The sequence below is a fragment of the Pseudomonas sp. HLS-6 TE3448 genome, assembly GCF_053629555.1.
The window spans coordinates 3,843,754-3,864,845 of the sequence record NZ_JBRJIO010000001.1 but is presented as its reverse complement, the minus strand read 5'-3'; the positions used below and the strand labels follow the sequence as shown (position 1 = coordinate 3,864,845).

Below are 21,092 nucleotides of genomic sequence, written 5' to 3'. Positions count from 1 at the left end.
TAGGCCCTCTTCAAACCACCATTTCCCTCCCCCCCCCTGGTATTTCTGTCAGTAGACGACCCCTTCGCGCAGCGCCTACTTTGATCCCATTCGTGAACAAGGAAGGAGTGGCGAAATGGCGCGACGTTTGAAATCGGTCATCGTGATTGTTTCTCTAGGCATGAGCCTGCTCGCTCATGCGGCCGAGCGGCCATTGAAGCCACTGGCCGAGGAGCCACTACAACAACTGCGCGGCAGCGCCAACCCTGTCCTGCGATACCTTGCCGACGACAAGACGACCCTGTCGATATCGCTGGTTCAGGTACAGGGCGAATTAATCGCTGCAACCAGCCGGGACTTGCAACTGGACCTTGAGGCCGGGGTCTCCAGGGTATTCCACAAGGCCCGAATCAGTACTCAGCCTGATGGCATTGTTACTTGGCAGGGTACCGTCAGCGCCAGGCAAGGCCCGACAGATGACCAGAATACGGCCTACCTGACACGGCATGGGGCGCATCTGGTGGGGGTGGTCAAGGTTGATGACCAACTGTATCGCATCGAGCCGTTGGGTGACGGGCGGCATGCGGTCGTCAAGGTCGACGCGTCAAAATTCCCCGAGGGCAATGACGAGGTCAACGAGGAGCCTGCGGGCATGCCTGCAACAACGCCGGCAGCGCCCGCCAAACCCGCGGCACACGCGGCACCCGTTGTGATTCGTGTACTGACACTGGTTTCCAATAAAGCATTCGAGCTGATGCCCGACATGGACGCCAGCGTCGCCAATGCGCTGGCCATGGCCAATAGCGGCCTGGAAAACAGTCAGATCAATGTGCAGTTTGAAAATGCCGGTGTGCAGCGCATCGACTGGACGGAATCGGGCACTGCAACCGGCAAAGAGGTGCTCTCCCGGTTGTGGAATGTCAACGATGCACAATTGGGACAACCCGCACGGTATCAACGAGATGCCAGTCGGGCCGACCTGCTTAGCCTGCTTACTGTGATACCCGACGTGTGTGGCTTGGCCTACACCGCCTTGAACAAGAATGCCGGCGTCAGCATCGCCGACCCGAAGTGCCTCAGCAACCATACCTTCGCCCATGAGTTGGGCCACAATTTGGCTGCCCGGCATGATCCGGATCAGTACGATGCGCCTGTCACGCCTGTTTATGCCCACGGTATTCGCTGGCCCGGGCATTGGCGTACCGTCATGGCCTATGAGTGCCCGGGTAACGCCAGCCAGCGCTGCAGCCGCATCAACTATTGGTCGAATGCCCAGATGACTTACCAGGGCTTGCCTCTGGGGTCGAAAGACAAGCATGACAACGCCCGTGTATTGCGGGACGCCGCGCCTACTGTAGCGGCCTACTACCCTGCGCCAGACCCAAGCCCCCCGAAGTCAGCGTATCGGTCGCCGGCGGAACCGTAGAGCCAGCGACGGTTCAACTGAGCGCCAACGCCACTGCCAGTGGCAACGCGACAATTCACCTCGTGGAGTTTCTTCGTGGCACCGACGTGATCGGGCAAGACAGCACGTCACCTTACACCTTTACCTGGAACAACGTGGGCGCAGGCGTCTATCGCGTAAGCGCCCGCGCCAGCGACAGTGCGGGGCACCGTGTGACCTCTGCCGAACAGACCGTAACCATCACTGCGGCACCGTCAGGGTGCGACTACCGAGACCCCGAGGCCGAGCAGGTAACGCCGTGGGAGGCGAAGGATTACGCCTCGGGTATCAAAGTCAGCGCCGAGCACGCGGTGTGGATCTCATCCTGGTCGACCGGCACCGCTCCGCCTTCCAGCAACGACGCCTGGAGCCTGCTTAGCACCATCCCGGTGCCCTGGAGTGCCCAGCGCTATTACACCGCGCCCAATGAAGTGCATTACCACGGGCAACGCTATGCGGCAAAACAGTGGGTCAAGGGTACAGCCCCTGCCCCAGACAGCCAGGTCTGGCGCTTGCTGGGCCCTTGCTCGGCAGTCAAAGGCTAAGTCATTTCCTCTTGGTATGAGTGCAACGAGGTTACTACTATGGCGACTCCCCGCGTACCTGCGCAGCATCGTCTGCGTGCGCCTTACCTGTTTTTTACACTGACCGTTCTTTGCAGTAGCGCTGTTTCGACGCAGGCTCACGCACAGAACAAGGCTGCCACCGATGGCAAGGTCATGCAGCGCCCCTCTTCCAGCCAGTTCGAACCGGGTAAGCAGGCAAGTGCCGAGGCCTGCAAAGCCGAACAATACGCGCTTGATGCCGTGAAGGGGCAAGGCAAGCCAGGCAACGCCAACGCCGGCAAAACCTTGAAGTACCAACAAGGGGCCTGGGTAACGAATGTCGGTCACGCATTTGAGTGCTGGAAGGACAGTGAGGCCCCCTATGGCGTGGGCAGTTGGGCCTGGTGTAACCAACCGGCTTATGCGCCCGGCCAGTCGGCGAACTGGGGGGATGCCTGGAAAGACCTCGGCGAATGTAACGCCGCGCCGAGCAGCAACAAACTTGAGCTGAGCTTTTCCACCGTTACGCGTGATTTTCCTAACAAAGCCACCACCCTGGGTGTAGGCCCCGGTAGCGATATCGAAGTCACCGGCGTGCTGCGTTGCAAAGGCGAATCGGTGCCGATCGCCGGAAAATCCAATACCACCCTAACCATCGAAGGCCTGAAGGCCTGTGACTATGACCTGATCATGGACCCGGCGCAGGGCTACCTGCCGCTGACGACACCCAATAAGGTCAGCTTCACCCAAGAGAGCGGTGAGAAACAGCAGTTTGCGGTCAAGTACCGCCCCCCGGTTGATATCAGCCAGCTACGCGGCCTTCCTGGTATCAAGGTTGAGCTGTTTGCCCAAGGATTGTCTCAGCCTCGGCAGATGGCGATGGGCAACAAGGTGTTGTATGTCGGCTCCAGTGCGATCCCTAACTATGTGTATGACGGTCGTACCGCCAACTTCATTTACGCACTGCCATTGAACGATGAGGGCAAGCCAACGGGAATCTACCTGGTTGCCTCGGGTCTTGAGGAACCCCATGGCGTGGCATACCGCGATGGTGACCTGTTCTATTCCACCACTGGCGGTGTGTACCGGGTACGAAATATCGACAGTACGTATACCGATCCCAAGCCAGAGCGGGTTATCACCTTCCCGGCGGATGACACCCTGGTACCGTTGGTCCATCCGGGGTACCGCATCTGGCACCAAAAGCACCCGTTAAAATTCAATCCCGTTGATCCAACGGACAAGGGGCTTTATACCGCGGTTGGCATCCCCTGCAACCTGTGCATGATTCCTGGGGATCCACGCTACGGGACAGTGCTGCGCTACGACCTTGAAACCGGTAAGTCGGAGATTCTGGCCAAGGGCGTGCGCAACTCGGTGGGCTTCGACTGGAACCCCGACGACCACAAGATCTGGTTCAGCGACAACAATCGCCAGGGCTTCCCCAACGCCGATGAAATCAATCGAATCGCGCGTTCTGCTGTAAAAGGTAAAAATGATGCGATGCACTTTGGCGTGCCTTACGTGTTTGGTCGTAGTACGCCCGGCTTTACCGCCGATGAATTCAATAATCCAGGAGACACTCAACCACCGCTGGTAAAGGGTGCAATCATCTCGGACAAACCTCTCGCCGCCATCAATCAAAGCGACCACACCCCGCCAGCCTATGAGTTGGGTAGCAATACCGCACCGCTGGGCATCAAGTTCTGGAAGCCTAATCCCCTGTTTGGCCAGGGCATACAGCCCCTGTTGGTTGCTACGCACGGTGTGGGGGCGACAGGTGAGCCTGGGCTTGAGATTCGCATGCTGGGTATCCAGAACAATTCCAAGGTGGTTAATCAGATCCCGTTGATCAATGGCTGGGTTAAAGATCCGAACAATTTCGATGTCTATTGTTTGACCAACAGCTGCGTTGGCCGCCCGGCCGACTTCCTCGAGCTGGCAGACAAGAGCTTGCTGGTTTCAGACGATGTGGCTGGCGTGATCTACCGCGTCAGTTTCGACGCCAAGGAGTGGATGCAAGCCGGTACGGTGCTGCACCTTCAACCTACCGTTGTACCGGATGCGCACTTGGCCGACCAGATGGTCAGCGGCACCTTGAAGGACCCTGATGGGCATACTCGAATGTTCCAGGTGGCATGGAACACCCCTGACTTTCAAACCCCTGACTTGCAGATTTATGGCTTGAAGCCCGGCACGTACGAAGTACGCTTGAACGATGTCGCAGACTGGATTCCTGTCCAACGCACGACAAATGTCACATTCGCCAGTAACACACAGGCCGGAACCAAGATCGATACCCAAACCCGGGCCGTGAAACTGGAATACCGTAAACGGCCAACACATGTGGAGGTTGAAGCCACACTCAAGGCGCCCGCCAAGCCTGCATCCGTCAATGACGCATTCTGGAAGGTCACCGTGCTCAGCAAGAGCGCAGGCGCCGCACCTCGTGAGGTCCAGGTGCCCTGGGGCGGTCAGGCCAAGGAAATTCTGAACTATGGCGAATATGACTTCATCTACCCCTACTATCCAAAGGAGCTTCCAGAACCTACGAAAACAACGGTATCCATCAACGAAGACAGCAACAACATTGAGCTGACGCCGATTACCTACCGCGCCGTCACTGACCTGGGGCAGGAGGTATTGGCAACCAGCTGTAGCACCTGCCACTCCCCTGACTACTTCAACGATCAGAACAAGGCGACCACCTGGAACGTTGCCGGCAGCGATGCGCTGGTCAAACAGATCATGAGCATGCCCGTGAGCGGGCACTGTGACGTGACGTGTGCGTCGGAAATTTCCCGGCACCTGTTTGATGTGGTCTGGGCACCCTACCTGAACCCGGCAGAGTCTTATGGTAAGCGCCAACTGCGGCTGCTGACCCCGTTAGAGTATGCCAACAGTGTTCAGGATCTGTTTGGCGTCACGATAAACACTGAAAAACTACCGGCGGATAAATCACCGAAAACCTTCAAGTACCCGGGCGATGCAGACCATGGCCTGCTGCAGGCTGATGACGTGAAATCGCTCTACGACATGGCCTGGTTCGTTGCCAACGCGGCGTCTGCAAACACCGAGACGCTGGCAGACCTGGGGCATAAGGTGTTCCGCCGGCCGCTGTCGAATGAAGAACGCACACGTTATCAGCGCTTGAAGGATGAACATGGCCAGACATCGCTGATTGCCGCGCTGCTGCTGTCGCCGAACTTCCTCTACCGTTCGGAACTGGGTGTTGCCGATGCGCAGCGCTCCGGCACCTACACACTGACACCGAGTGAAACAGCGACCGCGCTGTCGTTCGCGATCCTCGGGACCACTCCGGACATTGCCCTGTTACGCAAGGCCGAGCAGGGGCTGCTGAACACACCGGAGCAGATCAGTGCGCAGGTCGATGAAATGTTGCGGTCTGATCGTGGTGTGGAGCAGTTCAATCGCTTCATCAGCTATTACATCAAGACCAATCGCGGGGCTCAGGAAAAACCCGGCTTGAGTGCCAGTCTTGTTCAAGACATGGCCGCCGAGCAGTACCGACTGGTACGCGAGGTGATGACCAACGGCAATGGCAGCTTCAACGCCTTGTTCAACCCGGGTTATACCTTCCTGAACCAGGCGCTGGCCGAGCACTATGGCATCTCCGGTGTCAGTGGCAACGAAATGCGCAAGGTGACGGTCGATGACCGTCGGGGTGGCCTGCTGCACCTGGGCCTGACTCAAGCTGCAACGTCAGACTATCAGGCCACCTCCTTGGTCAAACGCGGGATCATGGTCCGTGAGCAGTTGTTCTGCCGCGAATTTGGCGCACCGGTCGATACGATGCCCGGAGAGCCAACGTTCCCGGCCAAAGCGGTGACCACCCGTGAGCGCTGGGACCTGGTCAACGGCAAAGAGGCCTCGCAGGGCAGCTGCTGGCAATGCCACCAGTACATGAACGATACCGGTGCATCAATGGAGCACTATGACGCGACCGGGCGTTACCGTACCGAGGAGAATGCCTACAACTATGGCCAGTACCCGGTAAAACTGCCGATCAATGCCGCCGGCCCCTTCGTCGACAACACTGGCCTCATCGAATGGGCGCATGTTCAGGACGTTCGTGACATCGCCCGGCTCATTCCCACCAACAACGCAGCCCAATCCTGCATGGCCAATAGCTACATCCGCTTTGCGTTCGGCAACGAGCCAGATGCGGGCACCGCCGGCACCTTGAACACGTTGGCAGAGGGGTTGAAAACCTCGGGCTCGCTGACCGACATGATACGTAACCTGGCTACCTCCAATGCCTTTCTCCATAAAAAAGGACGGGAATAATCATGGACATGCTCAAAAGTCGCCGTCGCTTCCTGATGCAACTGGCTGCCACCGGTGCGTTGCTGCCCTTAAGTCGTGTCGGTTTGGCGAAGATGGCCCTGCTGGGGGAGTCTCAGCAAGCCAAACTCAAGGTGGTGTTCTTTATTGTCCCCGATGGATTGGCCGTCGACTCATACAGTGGCCCGGAACATAACGGCAATGGTTTGTGGTTCCCCACTGTCGCCGGTACTGCCAGCCGTGGCCTTGACCTGAAAAACCGTGATTTCACGCTCGACACCAGTGATTTTACGCTGAATGCGGTCAGCCAGGAGTTGGCGGCTTACCGAGAACAGTCGCTGTATTTGCGCGGATTTATCCTCGGTCCGGGCAATGGAGGCCACAATGGTTGGAACTATGCCCTGCGCGACAACCTGGCAAGTAAGCCTTCGATCGACACCCTGTTGGGTGATGCCATGCCCGGCACTCAGCCCTCGCACCGCAGCCTGTTCGCCGGGCCACACGCGGGTACCGATGGCACCCCCTGGTATGTGTCGTGGTCTGCACAGGGGATCAGGGCACCTCACCAGAACCCGGTACGCATGTACGAGGCGGTGTTCGGCGCGGTCAGTCAAGACGCGCGAGACACTCAGGCGCGTGGGGCACATGTGTTTGACCCAGTGCTGGCAGACATACAGGAGGTCCAGTCGCGCCTTTCCGGTTCACAACTGCAAAAGCTCAAAGATCACCTCGACGCCGTGGAGCAAGTCAAGACCGATATGGACGGTGCCATCCCCTCGGTGTGTGAGCCGCTCAGTATCGAGGACCACCCGATCAGCTCAGCCGCCTTCCGTAACCAGGTTCAGGCTAGCCATCACCAGGTCGTTGCGACGGCCCTCTCCTGCGGTGTGACCCGGGTCGCCACCCTACAGGTGGGTCGTTCTGCCGAGTCGCTGAACATACTCGACGTCAGCGCAACAACCAACCCGCACGATTGCGCACACCGCTACGCAGGTGAAGAAGTCTGGAGGGGTTCGCGGCAGTGGTACGTGCGCCAAGCCAAGCTGTTCATGGACGAGTTGGCAAGACGCGCAGACCCTGATGTACCAAGCGACAACCTGCTCCAACACACACTGGTCGTGCTCACCAGTGAAATGGCCGACGGCGCGCCGGAGCACACACGCAACATGCCGTTGGTATTGATGGGCGGCGCATCCGGGTTGCTGAAGAGTGGCAATGGCAATGGTCGTTTTTTTGATGTCCGCACGCAGGGCGACCACAGTGACTGGCTGGGCAATTATGTGAGCATGCAGCGGGTATGGGCCAGCATCGCCCTGGCAGCCGGCACCACGGTGCCGTATGGGGGTAATGTGTCACCGATCAACGGGATCTTCACCACGGTTGGAAGTTGAGGTGTCGTGCAGTGACAGGTCGTTGTGCGGCCGATCTTCGATAGGCTGATCGGCTTCATGTAGTTGCCTCAATGCGTCTTCACGCTCGCGTAAAGCCGCTTCCAGGTGCTCGCTGCGCTGGACCAGCAGCACCTGTTGCAAGCGGCTTTCTTCCAACTGCTGGGCCTGTGCCTGTGCCTGTCGAAGCAACTCTTCACGCGCCCCTTGTGACTGCGCGAGGCTGGCATTAAGTGCCTGGAGCTGCTGTTGCTGCTGTTCATGTTGAACCTGCAATGCCATTCGTTCGCGCTGTAGTTGCCGAGCTTCAACGAGCAGGCGCTCATTGTCGCGATTCAGGCGCGTCAACTCGTCCTGTTTGACGATCAGGCTCTGTTGCAACTGGCGAATCTCCATCTGCACCTGCTGCAGTTGGCCCTCATGACGGCGTTGGTCCTGCTCGCGCTGTTCACGGCTCGCCGTGCGGTAGTGCTCCAAGGCATCACGGGCATGCCGATGTTTGTCTTCGAGCGACTGGATCTGCTCGTCTTTGTCCGCCAAACGCACCTGCAGTTCACCTACGGCCTGATTCAGTGTCGCGTTACGGGTCTGCTCGGTCTGCAAGGCACTGCGGGTGGTCGCCAGTTCGGCGGATTCGCTGGCCAGCGCGGCAGCCTGAATCTGCTGCTGTTGCTGCAGCGCCGCAAGGGCCTGCTGGCTGAGCTGCAACTGCGCCAGCAATGTCTGTTTCTCTTCCTCGAACACGGCGCAGGCATCGCCTACCCGGCAGTCAGCCTCTTCGCGCAACTGCTCAGCCAGTTGGCCAACCAAATGGCTCAGTGCATCGCTTAGCGTGTGCGTGCTGGCGACCGTGGCCGGTTGCTGCGCCTCGAGCTCTTTCAGGTAGCGGTGAATTGTGGTTTTCGAACCGGTATTGCCCAGCTCGATACGTACTGCATCGATACTTGGGTGCTCGCCCCTGGCCAGCAGCGCTTGCCTGGCTTTCTGAACGACTGCCTTGTTGATACCGCCTCGGGCCATGGGTGCTCCTACGATTTCGTATTGTGGTACGTACCACGTAATTACATATCAGATACTACCTCGAAAATTACTTAAAAAACAAAATTCTAAGATTAAATAATCAAGGCTTATCGCATCTTAGACGCTAGAATGCGTACCTGAAGCTTGTCAGGCAGTACGTATTCGCAAGGAAAGGGCAATGAACAACGTCGATCGCTATCTACAGGCCGCCGTGCGCGAGAACACACGGCGTAGCTATCGTGCGGCGGTAGAACACTTCGAAGTGACCTGGGGCGGCTTTCTCCCGGCAACCGCCGAAAGCATTGCCCGCTATCTGGCCGACTACGCGGGCGAGCACTCCATCAACACCCTCAAGCAACGCCTTGCCGCGCTAGGGCAATGGCATGCCAGCCAGGGCTTTGCCGACCCGACCAAAGCGCCGCTGGTGCGCCAAATGATCAAAGGCATCCGCAGCTTGCACCCCACGCAGCCCAAGCAGGCAGCTCCCCTGCTGCTGCAACACCTGCAAGGTGCGGTCGCGCACCTGGAGCGCGAGGCCACGCACGCGCAACACTGCCAGGACATGCCCGGACTGTTACGCGCTCGCCGCGACAGCGCACTGCTGCTGCTCGGCTTCTGGAAAGGTTTTCGGGGGGACGAACTGGCACGTTTGCGCATCGAACACATTCAGGCGCAAGCAGGTGCCGGCCTGTCGATCTACTTGCCGCAAAGCAAAGCCGACCGCCTGGCCTTGGGTGTTCACCATAAGGCGCCGGCACTGAAGGTGCTCTGCCCGGTTCAAGCCTATCTGCGCTGGCTGGAGGTTGCGGGGATTGCCTACGGCCCGGTGTTCCGCAAACTTGACCGGTGGGGGAACCTCGGCGAGCACGCGCTCAACAGCAACAGCCTGATCGGCCTGTTACGCCGTATTTTCGAGCGCAGCGGTGTTCCCGCGGCGCTTTACACCGGCCACTCGCTGCGTCGCGGCTTCGCCACTTGGGCGACCGCCAGCGGCTGGGACCTGAAAGCACTGATGAGTCATGTGGGCTGGAAGGACGCCAAGTCCGCGATGCGTTACATCGATGCCTCGGCGTCGTTCGGAGAACTGGCAATGCTCAGTGGCGACCCGTCAGCGAATCTGATGCTTGTGCAGCAGCCGATAGAAGGTGGGGCGTGAAACGCCAAGCACGCGCGCAGCAACACTCAGGTTATCGCTGTGGCGATTGAGCACGTCACACAGCGCCTGACGCTCTGCACGGTGCTTGTAGTCCTCCAGCGTGCCCATCGGAACCACCTCAAGGGCAAGCCCGTGCAGGCCCAGGTCCTGCGCTTCGATCTGCCGCCCTTCGGCCAGCACCAGGCCTCGACGCACGCGGTTGGCTAACTCGCGCACATTTCCCGGCCAATCGTGCCTGCCCATGGCCGCCAAGGCATCCTCGCTGAACGAGCGCGGGCGACGGCCGGTTTCCTGGCTGTAGAAATGGGAAAAATGATTGGCCAGCATCGACAGATCGCCATGCCGGTCACGCAGGGGCGCCGTAACCACCTGCAGCACATTGAGCCGATAGTACAGGTCCTCCCGGAACCGTCCTCGGGTGATCGCCGATTCCAGATCCACGTGTGTCGCCGCCAAGACCCTTACATCCACAGGAATTGGCTGACTGCCACCAACCCGCTCGATATGCTTTTCCTGAAGGAAGCGCAGCAGGTTGGCCTGCAGCTCCAACGGCAGGTCGCCGATCTCGTCGAGAAACAGCGTCCCGGTATTGGCCGCCTCAATCCGGCCGACCTTGCGCTGATGGGCGCCGGTAAATGCGCCTTTCTCGTGACCAAACAGCTCTGACTGGATCAGATGCTCCGGGATCGCCCCGCAATTGATCGCCACAAAGGGCTTATCTCGGCGCAGCGATTGGCGATGAAGCGTGCGTGCAACTAGCTCCTTGCCCGTGCCGCTTTCGCCACGGATCAATACCGGCGACTCCGTGGGCGCAAGCTTGCTGAGTAACTTGCGTAACTCACGAATCGGCAGACTGTCGCCGAGCAACTCGTGCTCAGGCTCGCCCACATGCACCGCGCCTTTGCCGCGCAAGCGCGCCATACCAAATGCACGTCCCAGCGTGACCTGTACCCGGGAGACGTCGAATGGCAGGGTGTGAAAGTCAAAAAACCATTCGCAGACAAAATCCCCCACATTCTGCGTACGCAACTCCTCTGCACTCAGCACAGCAATCCATTCCGTACCGCTACGACTGATCAAATCCTTGACGGCATCCGGGTGCTGCAGGTGCGACGCCTGCAAGCGCAGCAAGCCCACATCGCAGCGCTGCTCGGAGGCCGCCGCCAACGTACAGCTATCGACATCCCAGCCGACACTTCGCAACCCAGGCAGCAGGCGATGGCAGTCGTCGCAGGGGTCAACAATCAACAGTCGGCGACTCAGAGCGGGCTCGAGCATGAACGATCCTTGACGTCAATTATTGGGAAAGTCAGTGAAAACAGCAGGTTGGCAAGTCCGTTTGTAACAGTAGCAACGAACCGTCCAGTCCCCACTACCGTTTGTCCATCAGGTGCTGGCAAGAAAGCGATGCCGGGAGTTTTTTATGGCGCCGAATATCCAACAACACCCGCAAAACAACACGTTAGCGTAGCGCGCTGATTTTTTTTAATAAGGCATGTGACTTGAACAAGCCCTGCGCGCATCAGTACAAGTAACTCACCGCTGTAGCGGTCTCCATGAATGTTTGGGTATTACGAGAGGACCTGACCCGATGAACGCCTCGCTGCGTGTCAACGAAGCACTGCTAATCACCACTCACGCGTTTGAACCCTTCCAATGCGTAACGTGGGATTCACCTAACGGTACAGGCGTGCTGAGCCTGGCGGTGATCGACCGGACCAGCACCCGTATCGGCAGCAAGCAAGTATCGAGCAGTACCTATTCCGACCCGGCGCAACTGGCGCATTTCATTGAAGAAGTGCGGGCAGAACTGAGCGAAAAAGGCTACGACCTACAACCATGGTCGATGCCTGAATAAGCAGTAAGGTCAATGTGGAAGTGCGTCACTCTGACGCACTTCCACGCAGGAACTTATTACGCGCCTTATAACAGTGATATCAAACCGCATTATCAGTGCCATCACTTAAGTGGCTGGCCTATAACGGCTTGAACTGCTCGATATGTTGATAGTCGGCCTGTAGTTGTTCGGCCATCAGACGAGCGCGCCCCAGGCGTACTGGCGCCATTTCCATGTCAATCAACAGACTGGTGCAGGGTAACGCTTGCAACATTGGCCAGGCGCTAAGCCGTCCGTCGGTCAGAATCAGGCAACGCCGCTGTTCGTCCGGGTAACGTTTGGCCCGCTGCAGCAACCACTGCCTGGCCTGTTCCAGCGCCGCCAGCAAGGGTGTACCACCGCCAGCGCCCAGCGCTTCCAGCCAGGGGCCAAGCGCCCTCGACGCTTTTAACCCCTGACGCTGCCACCGTGGCTCTTTGCCGCTGGCCGTCAACAGTGCCAGGCGTGCCCGTTGCCGATAGGCCTGATCGAAGAACTCGGCCAACAAGCCTTTGGCATGGCTCAACGCCTTGTAACGGCGAGTTGAAGCCGAGGCATCGACGATCACCACCCACAGTTCATGGGGTGAGGCGCTACGCTGAACCCAGCATAGGTCCAGGCGCTGACGTGGACGCCCTTTGAGCAGCGTGGCAGGCCAGGCAACGCGTCCCTGCCTGCTGGCAACGGCTGCGCCCCGCTCACCTCGCTTCAATCGACCGGCATGTGGCCTTGCATCCGCCACAATGTGCTTGGGCGGGCGGATGCTCAGGGCTTTTTTGGCCAGCTGGGCGCCTCGCGTCGAACGCCAGTCGCGGTTGCCTGCGGTGGCAACTCCCCCCACTGACCCTCTGACTGCGCTTGTGCCTGGCTGCTGCCTGTCGACTTGGGCGGTTGTGGCTGCGGCGAATCGGTCGCATGATCACGACGGCGATGGCGCAAGGCGAATTCCGCCACCGCATCGATATCCTGTTCGCTGATGTGCTGAGCGCCGCGCCACGCTGCATGGGCGCGCGCGGCACGTAACCAGACCAGATCGGCACGCAGGCCATCGACGCCCGCGGCAAAGCAGCGCTCGGTAATGTTCACCAAGGCTTGATCGTCCAGGGCAATGGCGGACAAGCGTTCACGTGCTTCATGGCAGCGCAGCCGTAACGCGGCTTGCGCCTCCTCCCACTGCGCGCAGAACGCAACGGGGTCGCTGTCGAACGCCAGGCGCCGGCGAATGATATGCCCACGCGCTTGCGGCAGTGGCTGGCCCTCCAGGGCGACATTCAACCCGAAACGGTCAAGCAGCTGTGGTCGCAGTTCGCCCTCTTCCGGGTTCATGGTGCCAATCAACACGAAACGGGCACTGTGGCGGTGAGAGATACCGTCACGCTCGATACGGTTGGTGCCACTGGCAGCGACATCCAGCAACAGGTCGACCAGATGGTCGGCCAGCAGGTTGACTTCGTCGACATAGAGCACGCCACCGTCGGCCTTGGCCAGAACACCCGGTGAAAACTGCGCGCGTCCTTGGCCGAGTGCGGCATCCAGATCGAGCGTACCGACCAGTCGCTCCTCTGTCGCGCCCAAGGGCAAGGTCACGAATGGTCCTTCGCCGAGCAGGTCCGCCAGGCCTCGGGCCAGCGTACTTTTGGCCATGCCGCGCGGACCTTCGATCAGGACACCACCGATCTTCGGATCGATTGCAGTCAGGCACAATGCCAGTTTCAGGTCATCGGCACCGACCACCGCAGCCAGAGGAAAATGTGCAGCTTCAGTCATTTCAGTTCTCTTCTTCACCGTCCAGCAACTGTTCTTCAAGCGCCTCTTTATAGGCGCCTGGTGTTTGCCAGAGGCCCCGCTGCTGGGCTTCCAGCAGGCGTTCGGTCATATCGCGCAAGGCATCGGGGTTGTGCTGACGGATAAAATCCCGGGTTTCGCCATCCAGTACATAGGCGTCGGCCAGCGCCTGATAATGATGATCGTCGATCAGGTGCGTAGTGGCATCAAATGCAAACAGGTTATCGACGGTCGCCGCCAACTCGAAGGCACCCTTGTAGCCATGACGCTTGACCCCGTCAATCCACTTGGGGTTCAACGCCCTGGCGCGGATGACGCGGTTCAACTCTTCCTTGAGGGTGCGGATGCGTGGCCGTTCCGGCTGGCTGTGATCGCCATGATAGCTGGCCACCGATGCGCCACCGAGGCTTTCCACGGCGGCCAGCATGCCGCCCTGGAACTGGTAGTAATCATTGGAGTCGAGTAAGTCGTGCTCGTGGTTGTCCTGGTTCTGCAGCACGGCCTGAACCTGGCTCAGGCGACGGGCAAAATGACCGCGAGCAGGCGTACCTTCGTCTGCGCCACCATAGGCATAACCGCCGTAGTTCAGGTAAACCTCGGCCAGGTCCTCGCGACGATTCCACTGCCGACCATCGATCGCGTTTTGTACACCCGCACCATATGAGCCGGGCTTGGCCCCGAACACCCGCCAACCTGCCTGACGTCGCGCCCGCTCCGGTTCGACGCCGGTTGCCAGCAACTCCGCCTGTTCGGCCCGTACGCGCGCGGCCAACGGGTTGAGGTCGTCCGGTTCGTCCAGCGCTGCAACCGCTTGTACGGCGGCATCGAACAGTTTGATCAGGTTGCCGAAAGCATCGCGAAAGAAGCCCGAAACCCGCAAGGTCACATCAACCCGAGGCCTGTCGAGCAGGCTCAACGGCAAAATCTCGAAGTCATCGACGCGCTGACTGCCACTGGCCCATACCGGGCGTACGCCCATCAGCGCCATGGCTTGGGCAATGTCGTCCCCGCCCGTGCGCATGGTGGCCGTACCCCACACCGACAACCCGAGCTGACGCAGGTGGTCGCCGTGGTCCTGCAGGTGGCGCTCCAGTATCAGGTTGGCCGAGGCAAAGCCCAGGCGCCAGGCAGTCGTGGTCGGCAGGTTGCGCACGTCCACGGTATAGAAGTTACGGCCAGTTGGCAGTACGTCGAGCCGCCCCCGGCTCGGTGCGCCGCTCGGGCCGGCCGGCACGAATCGCCCATCCAGCGCATCGAGCAGGCCCTGCATTTCTGCCGGCCCACAGGCATCCAGCTGCGGTGCGACGGTTTGTACCAGCGCCTCTAGAATCGCCCGGACATCGTTCCAGGAGGGTTCTTCCGGCAAGCTCACGACGCCGCCCAAGGCCTGCTCGATCAAGCGCAGTGCGTACAGTTCCAGTCGCTCACGGGTGTCACCCGCCGTACGCCAAGGGTCGGCACTTAGCTCATTCAACAGATGCGGACGCGGGCCTTGCCAGGCGGCGCCCAAATCGCAATCCAGCGGATCGACGCCCAAGGCAAATGCCTTGGCCAGCGCCCTTGGCAAGCTGGCATGCTGACCACGGCCATCGCCCCGCTCTACCCGCAGCAATGCCTGCAAGGTGTCCAGGCGCAGGCGGCCCTGGGGCGATTCTCCGAACACATGCAGGCCGTCACGAATCTGCGACTCTTTGAGGTCGCACAGGTACGTATCCAGCCTTGGCAACCAGACGGCGGCGTCATCCAGGCTGTTTTCCAACTGCAGTTCGCGATCGATATGATTGTCACGAACCAGCGCGAGGATATCGCGCTGCAACTCAGTGGCTCGGCGTGGGTCGAGCAGTTGAGCTTCGTAATACTCGTCGGCGAGCAATTCCAGGTCGCGCAACGGGCCGTAGGTTTCGGCACGGGTCAAGGGCGGCATCAGGTGATCAATGATCACCGCCTGAGTCCGGCGCTTGGCCTGGGCGCCTTCACCCGGGTCATTGACGATGAACGGATAGATGTTTGGCAGCGGGCCCAGCAGTGCATCAGGCCAGCACTGCGCTGAAAGACCGACACCCTTGCCTGGCAACCACTCCAGATTGCCGTGCTTGCCGACATGAATCAGTGCATCGGCGGCAAAGCCATGACGCAACCAGAAGTAGAAGGCCAGATAGCCATGAGGCGGTACCAGGTCGGGGTCGTGGTAAACCGCACTGGCGTCCAGTTGGTAACCACGCGCAGGCTGAATACCGACGAAGGTCAGGCCAAAACGCAGGCCGGCGATCATCATCCGCCCACTGCGGAACATCGGGTCCTGCTCAGGTTCACCCCAACGCTCCCGCACGGCAGCCTGGTTGGCCGCCGGTAGCGCGGCGAATGCGGCGCGGTAGTCCTCCAGCGCCATGCTTTGCGCACAAGGGCGCTGATCAAGGCTTTCCAGATCGTTACTGACACCGCCGAGCAGGGCCTGGATCAATGCCGTGCCAGTGTCCGGCAAGGCGCCAACCGGATAACCCTGCCCCTGAAGGGCCCGTAGAATGTTCAGCGCTGCAGCCGGGGTGTCCAGCCCTACCCCGTTGCCAATTCGCCCGTCACGGGTCGGGTAGTTGGCAAGCACCAGGGCCACACGCTTCTGGGCATTGGGCAGTTGCGCCAGTTCACACCAGCGGCGTGCGAGCTCTGCAACGAAGTCCATACGCTCCGGCTGTGCACGGTAACAGACAACATCCGACTGGCTGCGCTCACTGCGCCACGCCAGGTCCTTGAAACTGATCGGGCGGGTGATGATGCGCCCATCGAGCTCCGGCAAGGCAATGTGCATCGCCAGATCACGTGCGCCCAAGCCCTGCTCGCTGGCCTGCCAACCGGGTTCGTTGTCTTGGGCACAAATGGCCTGCAGCACCGGAATATCGCGGCGAAATGGCCGAAGGTGGGGCTTTTGCGGGCTGGACTGGGCAAACCCGGTTGTATTGATGACCAGCGCGGCCTCGACCTGGTCCAGCCAGGCTTCCACTTGGGCCAGGCACTCGGCTTCCTTGAGGCTCGCCACCGCGATGGGCAGCGGGTTGAGCCCTGCGGCGCGGATGCGCTCGCAGAACACATCGATAAAGGCTGTATTGGCCGCTTGCAGGTGCGAGCGGTAGAACAGGACAGCCACCACCGGCTGACTGGCTACCCAGTCAGCGAACCAGTCGTCCAGTACCGCCGCCTCGCGCTGCGGGTGATACACCACCGTGCGGGGCAGCTGCTGGGGGATATCCCAGCTGTAGTCACGCCCAAGCCATTGATTGGCCATGCATTTGAAGAGGTTCAGCGCGTTGGCCTTGCCGCCCTGCCGCAGAAAGTGCCAGAGCCGCTCCGCGTCTGCCGCCGGCACGTTGCCAAGGCTGCTCAACTCCGGATCCGGACGGTCATCCCCCGGCACCAGGATCAACTGCACGCCTTGGGCAGCCAATGCCACCAACTGCTCGACGCCATAACGCCAATACCCAATGCCGCCGTGTAGCGACACCAAAATGACCTTGGCATGGCGCAGCACCTGGTCAACATACAGGTCTACCGACGCATGATTCTGCACCTGCATCGGGTTGGCCAGACGCAGGCTGGGATAATCCTCCGGCAATTGCCGGGCCGTTTCGGCCAGCAGTGCCAGGTGTGAATCACCGCTGCAGAGAATAACCAGCTCGGCGGGTGTCTGGCCCAAGTCGGCAATACTGTCATCCGGCACAAAGCCGCCGGGCTGGGTCCGCAGCAGGTGCATGGGTCAGGCGCCCAGCGCTGTACGCAGTTCAGCTTCCAGTGTCGCACCATCCAGCGCCTGGCCGATCAGTACCAGACGGGTACTGCGCGGCTCGTCTGCGCGCCAGGCACGATCGAAGTGCTTGTCGAAACGCGTACCGACACCCTGGATCAGCAGGCGCATCGGCTTGCCCGGAATGGCTGCAAAGCCTTTGGCGCGGAGGATGCCGTGACGTACGACCAGTTGGGTCAAGGCATCAAGCAGCAAGCTCTCGTCGGATTCAGGCAGCTCAATCGAAATGGAGTCGAAAGCGTCGTGGTCATGATCATCATGGTCTTCGCCGTCATGATGGCTGTCATGGTGAGTGCGACGACCGTCAATGTGCGCTTCCGATTCCGCAGCCAATCCGAGCAAGACTTCAAGCGGTAGACGGCCACTGCTGGCCTCGACGACTTTGACCGCGGGTGGCAGCTCTTCGGCCACTTCGGCGCGTACCGCTGCCAAGGCATGCGCCTCGATCAGGTCGGCCTTGTTCAGTACCACCAGATCGGCACTGGCCAGCTGGTCGGCAAACAGTTCATGCAGCGGGGACTCGTGGTCCAGGTTCGGGTCGAGTTTACGCTGGGCATCCACCTGGTCCGGATACGCCGCAAACGTACCGGCAGCCACGGCCGGGCTGTCGACCACGGTAATGACCGCATCGACCGTGCAGGCGTTACGGATTTCCGGCCACTGGAAGGCTTGTACCAGAGGCTTTGGCAGGGCCAGGCCACTGGTTTCGATGAGGATATGGTCCAGGTCGCCACGACGCGCCACCAGCTCGCGCATGACCGGGAAGAACTCTTCCTGCACGGTGCAGCACAGGCAGCCGTTGGCAAGCTCGTACACCCGGCCGCTCGCCTCTTCTTCAGTACAGCCGATGCTGCATTGCTTGAGGATTTCACCGTCGATGCCCAGCTCGCCAAACTCATTGACGATGACTGCAATACGGCGACCCTGTGCATTGTCGAGCATATGCCGCAACAGCGTGGTTTTGCCCGAGCCGAGAAAGCCGGTGACGATGGTGACGGGGAGTTTTGCCAGTGTTTTCATGTCGTTGCCCTTGGCAGCAATGGCGGGCGGGCACGACGAAAACCACGGGGGTCATGTGCCCGTGCGCGTTCGCTACCGGATCACCCCGCCCGGTTGAATGTCGGAAACTGTCCGAGGCAGGTCTCCTGGCTTGCGTCGTGCTGGCGAACATACCAGCGGCACCGGCGCCTTCCCGCAAAACTACGCAGTGGCAATGCCAGGCTTTGCAACGCTTACAGTTGCGGGGGCAGCCGCGGCTTAAACCGCGTTCCCGTCTTAGCTCCGGGCTGACCGGAGAACCTCGAAACGGCAAGGCTACGCAGTCGTTCAGGGTCGGTCAACCGTCGTTGTGATTGACGCGCACCTGCGCCCATGATTTGCTACCTCCTTCGTTTGGGTGCCTTTAACGAGGTGAAACGGGAAACCGGTGCGTCGCGGCCTGAGTTACGCGCGACAATGCCGGTGCTGCCCCCGCAACGGTAAGCGAGGAAAGCGTCTAGACCACTGTGCCAGCAACGCGGCATGGGAAGGTGACGCTCCAGGCTAAGCACAGTGCCAGCCCTCGCAAGCCCGGAGACCGGCCCAGTACAGAATTGACAAACCCGCGGTGGGCGGGCGCTGTTGCAACCTCTGGGTGAGTCCGCCCATGGGTTTCTTGCGCATGCCTGCTGCTGATAACCCCTCAGAGGAAAGCACCATGCCCGTCACAACCGCCCACAGCCACTCCGCCGCCATCAGTACCACTCGCAGCCAGCGCCTGGTCGTCGCTATCGGCGCATCGCTGCTGGGCTTGTGCCTGGTTTACTTCGCGGGTTTTTCGCACATCGAGGCGGTTCACAACGCTGCCCATGACACCCGTCACAGCGCCGCGTTTCCTTGCCACTAAGGGACAGCGCCATGATCAAGCACATTGTCCGCACGGCCGGCTTCACCGGCCTGCTCGCTGCCCTGCTGCTGACCTTGCTGCAAAGCCTGTGGGTCACCCCGCTGATTATCAAGGCGGAAGCCTACGAGAGTGCAGCGCCTGCAGTCGAAACCCACAGCCATGATGCGGGTACCGCCGAACATCATCACGATGCGCAAGCCTGGGCCCCCGAAGACGGCTGGCAACGGCTGCTGGCCACGACCGGTAGCAACCTGGTAGTGGCCGTCGGTTTTGCCCTGGTACTGGCGGGGCTGTATACCTTGCGTGCGCCTGCTGGTTGGGCCGCAGGCGTACTGTGGGGCCTGGCAGGCTTTGCGGTGTTCTGCCTGGCGCCCACGCTGGGCTTGCCAGCGGAGTTGCCAGGAACGGCCGCGGCCGATCTGGCGCAACGCCAATTCTGGTGGATCGGTACTGCAGCGGCCACCGCCATTGGCTTGGGGCTTATTGCATTCGCCAACAACGGTTTGCTCAAGTTACTGGGCGCCGTACTGCTGGTCATCCCTCATGTAATCGGTGCACCACAGCCAGACGCGCATGAGGCCTTGGCTCCGGAAGCACTGGAGGCCGAATTCAAACTCGCCTCACTGCTGACCAACGCTGCCTTCTGGCTGGCATTGGGCTTGATCAGCAGTTGGCTCTACCGTCGCCAGAGCCAGGCGTAATGCCTGAACGGCCCAATCCGTTGCGAGTATTCGCCGGGTTGGGCTGTCGCCGAGGCTGTTCGGTGGCAGCCTTGAGCGATCTACTGGATCAAACCCTGCAGGCCCATGGCCTCAGCCACGATAACCTGCTTGGCCTTGCCAGTATCGAACTGAAAAGCGAGGAGGCCGGCCTGCATGCCCTCGCCGCTCAACTCGGCATTCCACTGCTGTTTTTCAGCGCTGCCCAGTTAGCCACCTTTGAATCACGCCTGACCCACCGTTCGCTCACCGCCTTCGCCCACAGCGGCTGTTACAGCGTCGCTGAAAGTGCTGCACTTGCATTGGCCGAGCACTACGGCTCAATGCCTGCACAGCTCCTTGTTCCACGCCATGCCAGCCTTAATGCCACCCTGGCATTGGCCTGCGGCGCGTCCTTTGACGGATAATCTGCGCCTCGCATCGACCTTACCTTCAGGATTCACCCCATGACCGTCTATTTCATCGGTGCCGGCCCCGGCGACCCGGAGCTGATTACCGTCAAGGGCCAGCGCCTGATTCATCGCTGCCCGGTCATTATCTATGCTGGATCCCTGGTGCCCGCTGCCGTGCTCGAAGGGCACCGTGCCGAAACCGTGATCAACAGCGCTGAGCTTCACCTGGCGCAAATTATCGAGGCCATGCGTGAAGCCCATGCCAAAGGCCAGGATGTGGCCCGGGTACACAGTGGCGACCCGAGCCTGTATGGGGCCATTGGTGAGCAGATTCGCCATTTGCGCGAACTGGCGATTCCCTTCGAGATCATTCCCGGTGTCACCGCTGCTGCCGCCAGTGCCGCTTTACTCGGTTGCGAGCTGACCCTGCCAGAGGTTTCGCAGAGCGTCATCCTCACGCGCTATGCCGACAAATCGCCGATGCCCGCTGGCGAGGAACTGGCCAGCCTGGCCGCACACAAGGCTACGCTTGCCATACACTTGGGAGTGCAGCACCTGGCAAAGATTGTCGAAGAATTGCGCCCCCACTATGGCGGGGACTGTCCAATCGCGGTCGTGCACCGTGCGACCTGGCCGGACCAGGACTGGGTCAAAGGCACGCTGGACGATATCCTGACGCAAGTCCAGGCCAAAGGCTTCCGGCGTACTGCATTGATTCTGGTAGGACGGGTACTGGCAGCAGATGCCTTTGCCGAATCGGCGCTATACCGTGCCGGCCACGCACACCTCTACCGGCCTTAGA

The 21,092-nt window shown here is 60.3% G+C and carries 16 protein-coding genes and 2 riboswitches; of the genes, 10 read left to right on the top strand and 6 right to left on the bottom strand.

The window, feature by feature from the left end; genetic code table 11:
* The first annotated feature begins 115 nt into the window (after positions 1-115).
* The 4 genes from AB7M23_RS17800 to AB7M23_RS17785 are packed head-to-tail and all read left to right on the top strand — an operon-like array spanning position 116 to position 7,664.
* Positions 116-1,405 (top strand): zinc-dependent metalloprotease family protein, encoded by a 1,290-nt coding sequence (locus tag AB7M23_RS17800; RefSeq protein WP_454241538.1) that lies wholly within the window; start codon positions 116-118, stop codon positions 1,403-1,405.
* Complete coding sequence (locus AB7M23_RS17795) at positions 1,312-1,968, top strand: Ig-like domain-containing protein (RefSeq protein ID WP_454242191.1); 657 nt, start codon at positions 1,312-1,314, stop codon at positions 1,966-1,968. Before AB7M23_RS17800 ends, AB7M23_RS17795 begins: the two co-directional genes overlap by 94 nt.
* 39 nt (positions 1,969-2,007) lie before the next feature.
* Complete coding sequence (locus AB7M23_RS17790; RefSeq protein WP_454241537.1) at positions 2,008-6,276, top strand: DUF1592 domain-containing protein; 4,269 nt, start codon at positions 2,008-2,010, stop codon at positions 6,274-6,276.
* A gap of 2 nt (positions 6,277-6,278) precedes the next feature.
* Positions 6,279-7,664, top strand: a complete 1,386-nt coding sequence (locus tag AB7M23_RS17785; protein WP_454241536.1) for a DUF1552 domain-containing protein — start codon at positions 6,279-6,281, stop codon at positions 7,662-7,664.
* Here the strand turns inward: AB7M23_RS17785 and AB7M23_RS17780 are convergent.
* Positions 7,626-8,681, bottom strand: coding sequence for a DNA-binding protein (locus AB7M23_RS17780; protein WP_454241535.1), 1,056 nt, complete (start codon positions 8,679-8,681; stop codon positions 7,626-7,628). The two genes, AB7M23_RS17785 and AB7M23_RS17780, sit on opposite strands and share 39 nt — an antisense overlap.
* A 178-nt stretch (positions 8,682-8,859) precedes the next feature.
* Between AB7M23_RS17780 and AB7M23_RS17775 the strand changes: the two genes are divergently transcribed.
* The gene (locus AB7M23_RS17775; protein ID WP_454241534.1) at positions 8,860-9,837 is read left to right on the top strand and encodes a site-specific integrase; all 978 of its coding nucleotides are present in this window, start codon (positions 8,860-8,862) and stop codon (positions 9,835-9,837) included.
* On the opposite strand, the gene AB7M23_RS17770 is transcribed toward AB7M23_RS17775, so the two are convergent.
* The gene (locus AB7M23_RS17770; RefSeq protein WP_454241533.1) at positions 9,790-11,115 is read right to left on the bottom strand and encodes a sigma 54-interacting transcriptional regulator; all 1,326 of its coding nucleotides are present in this window, start codon (positions 11,113-11,115) and stop codon (positions 9,790-9,792) included. The genes AB7M23_RS17775 and AB7M23_RS17770 overlap by 48 nt on opposite strands.
* A gap of 313 nt (positions 11,116-11,428) precedes the next feature.
* Here AB7M23_RS17770 and AB7M23_RS17765 point away from each other — a divergent pair, with 313 nt between their 5' ends.
* A complete protein-coding gene (locus AB7M23_RS17765) occupies positions 11,429-11,695 on the top strand; it encodes a hypothetical protein (RefSeq protein WP_454241532.1) in 267 nt (88 codons plus the stop codon).
* Positions 11,696-11,813: 118 nt separating this feature from the next.
* On the opposite strand, the gene AB7M23_RS17760 is transcribed toward AB7M23_RS17765, so the two are convergent.
* The 4 genes from AB7M23_RS17760 to cobW are packed head-to-tail and all read right to left on the bottom strand — an operon-like array spanning position 11,814 to position 18,314.
* A complete protein-coding gene (locus AB7M23_RS17760) occupies positions 11,814-12,425 on the bottom strand; it encodes a vWA domain-containing protein (protein ID WP_371917202.1) in 612 nt (203 codons plus the stop codon).
* A gap of 53 nt (positions 12,426-12,478) precedes the next feature.
* A complete protein-coding gene (locus tag AB7M23_RS17755) occupies positions 12,479-13,480 on the bottom strand; it encodes an ATP-binding protein (RefSeq protein ID WP_454241531.1) in 1,002 nt (333 codons plus the stop codon).
* 1 nt (position 13,481) lies between these two features.
* On the bottom strand, positions 13,482-17,243 hold the full coding sequence (gene cobN, locus AB7M23_RS17750) for a cobaltochelatase subunit CobN (RefSeq protein WP_454241530.1): 3,762 nt from the start codon (positions 17,241-17,243) through the stop codon (positions 13,482-13,484).
* Positions 17,244-17,246: 3 nt separating this feature from the next.
* Complete coding sequence (gene cobW / locus AB7M23_RS17745; protein ID WP_065758418.1) at positions 17,247-18,314, bottom strand: cobalamin biosynthesis protein CobW; 1,068 nt, start codon at positions 18,312-18,314, stop codon at positions 17,247-17,249.
* 98 nt (positions 18,315-18,412) lie between these two features.
* A riboswitch (cobalamin riboswitch) is annotated at positions 18,413-18,612 on the bottom strand.
* 59 nt (positions 18,613-18,671) lie between these two features.
* Positions 18,672-18,893, top strand: a riboswitch (cobalamin riboswitch).
* Between the two features lie 97 nt (positions 18,894-18,990).
* Here cobW and AB7M23_RS17740 point away from each other — a divergent pair.
* From AB7M23_RS17740 to cobM, 4 genes are read left to right on the top strand one after another with little or no spacing between them, the layout of a single operon-like run.
* Positions 18,991-19,179 carry a CbtB domain-containing protein gene (locus tag AB7M23_RS17740; RefSeq protein WP_065758417.1) on the top strand — a complete coding sequence of 63 codons (189 nt, stop codon included), beginning with the start codon at positions 18,991-18,993 and terminating at the stop codon, positions 19,177-19,179.
* Between the two features lie 11 nt (positions 19,180-19,190).
* Positions 19,191-19,880, top strand: a complete 690-nt coding sequence (locus AB7M23_RS17735) for a CbtA family protein (RefSeq protein ID WP_454241529.1) — start codon at positions 19,191-19,193, stop codon at positions 19,878-19,880.
* Positions 19,880-20,305 (top strand): cobalamin biosynthesis protein, encoded by a 426-nt coding sequence (locus AB7M23_RS17730; protein ID WP_454241528.1) that lies wholly within the window; start codon positions 19,880-19,882, stop codon positions 20,303-20,305. The genes AB7M23_RS17735 and AB7M23_RS17730 overlap by 1 nt, the downstream gene beginning before the upstream one ends.
* A 39-nt stretch (positions 20,306-20,344) precedes the next feature.
* Positions 20,345-21,091, top strand: a complete 747-nt coding sequence (cobM, locus tag AB7M23_RS17725; RefSeq protein ID WP_099774775.1) for a precorrin-4 C(11)-methyltransferase — start codon at positions 20,345-20,347, stop codon at positions 21,089-21,091.
* Position 21,092 lies beyond the last annotated feature (1 nt).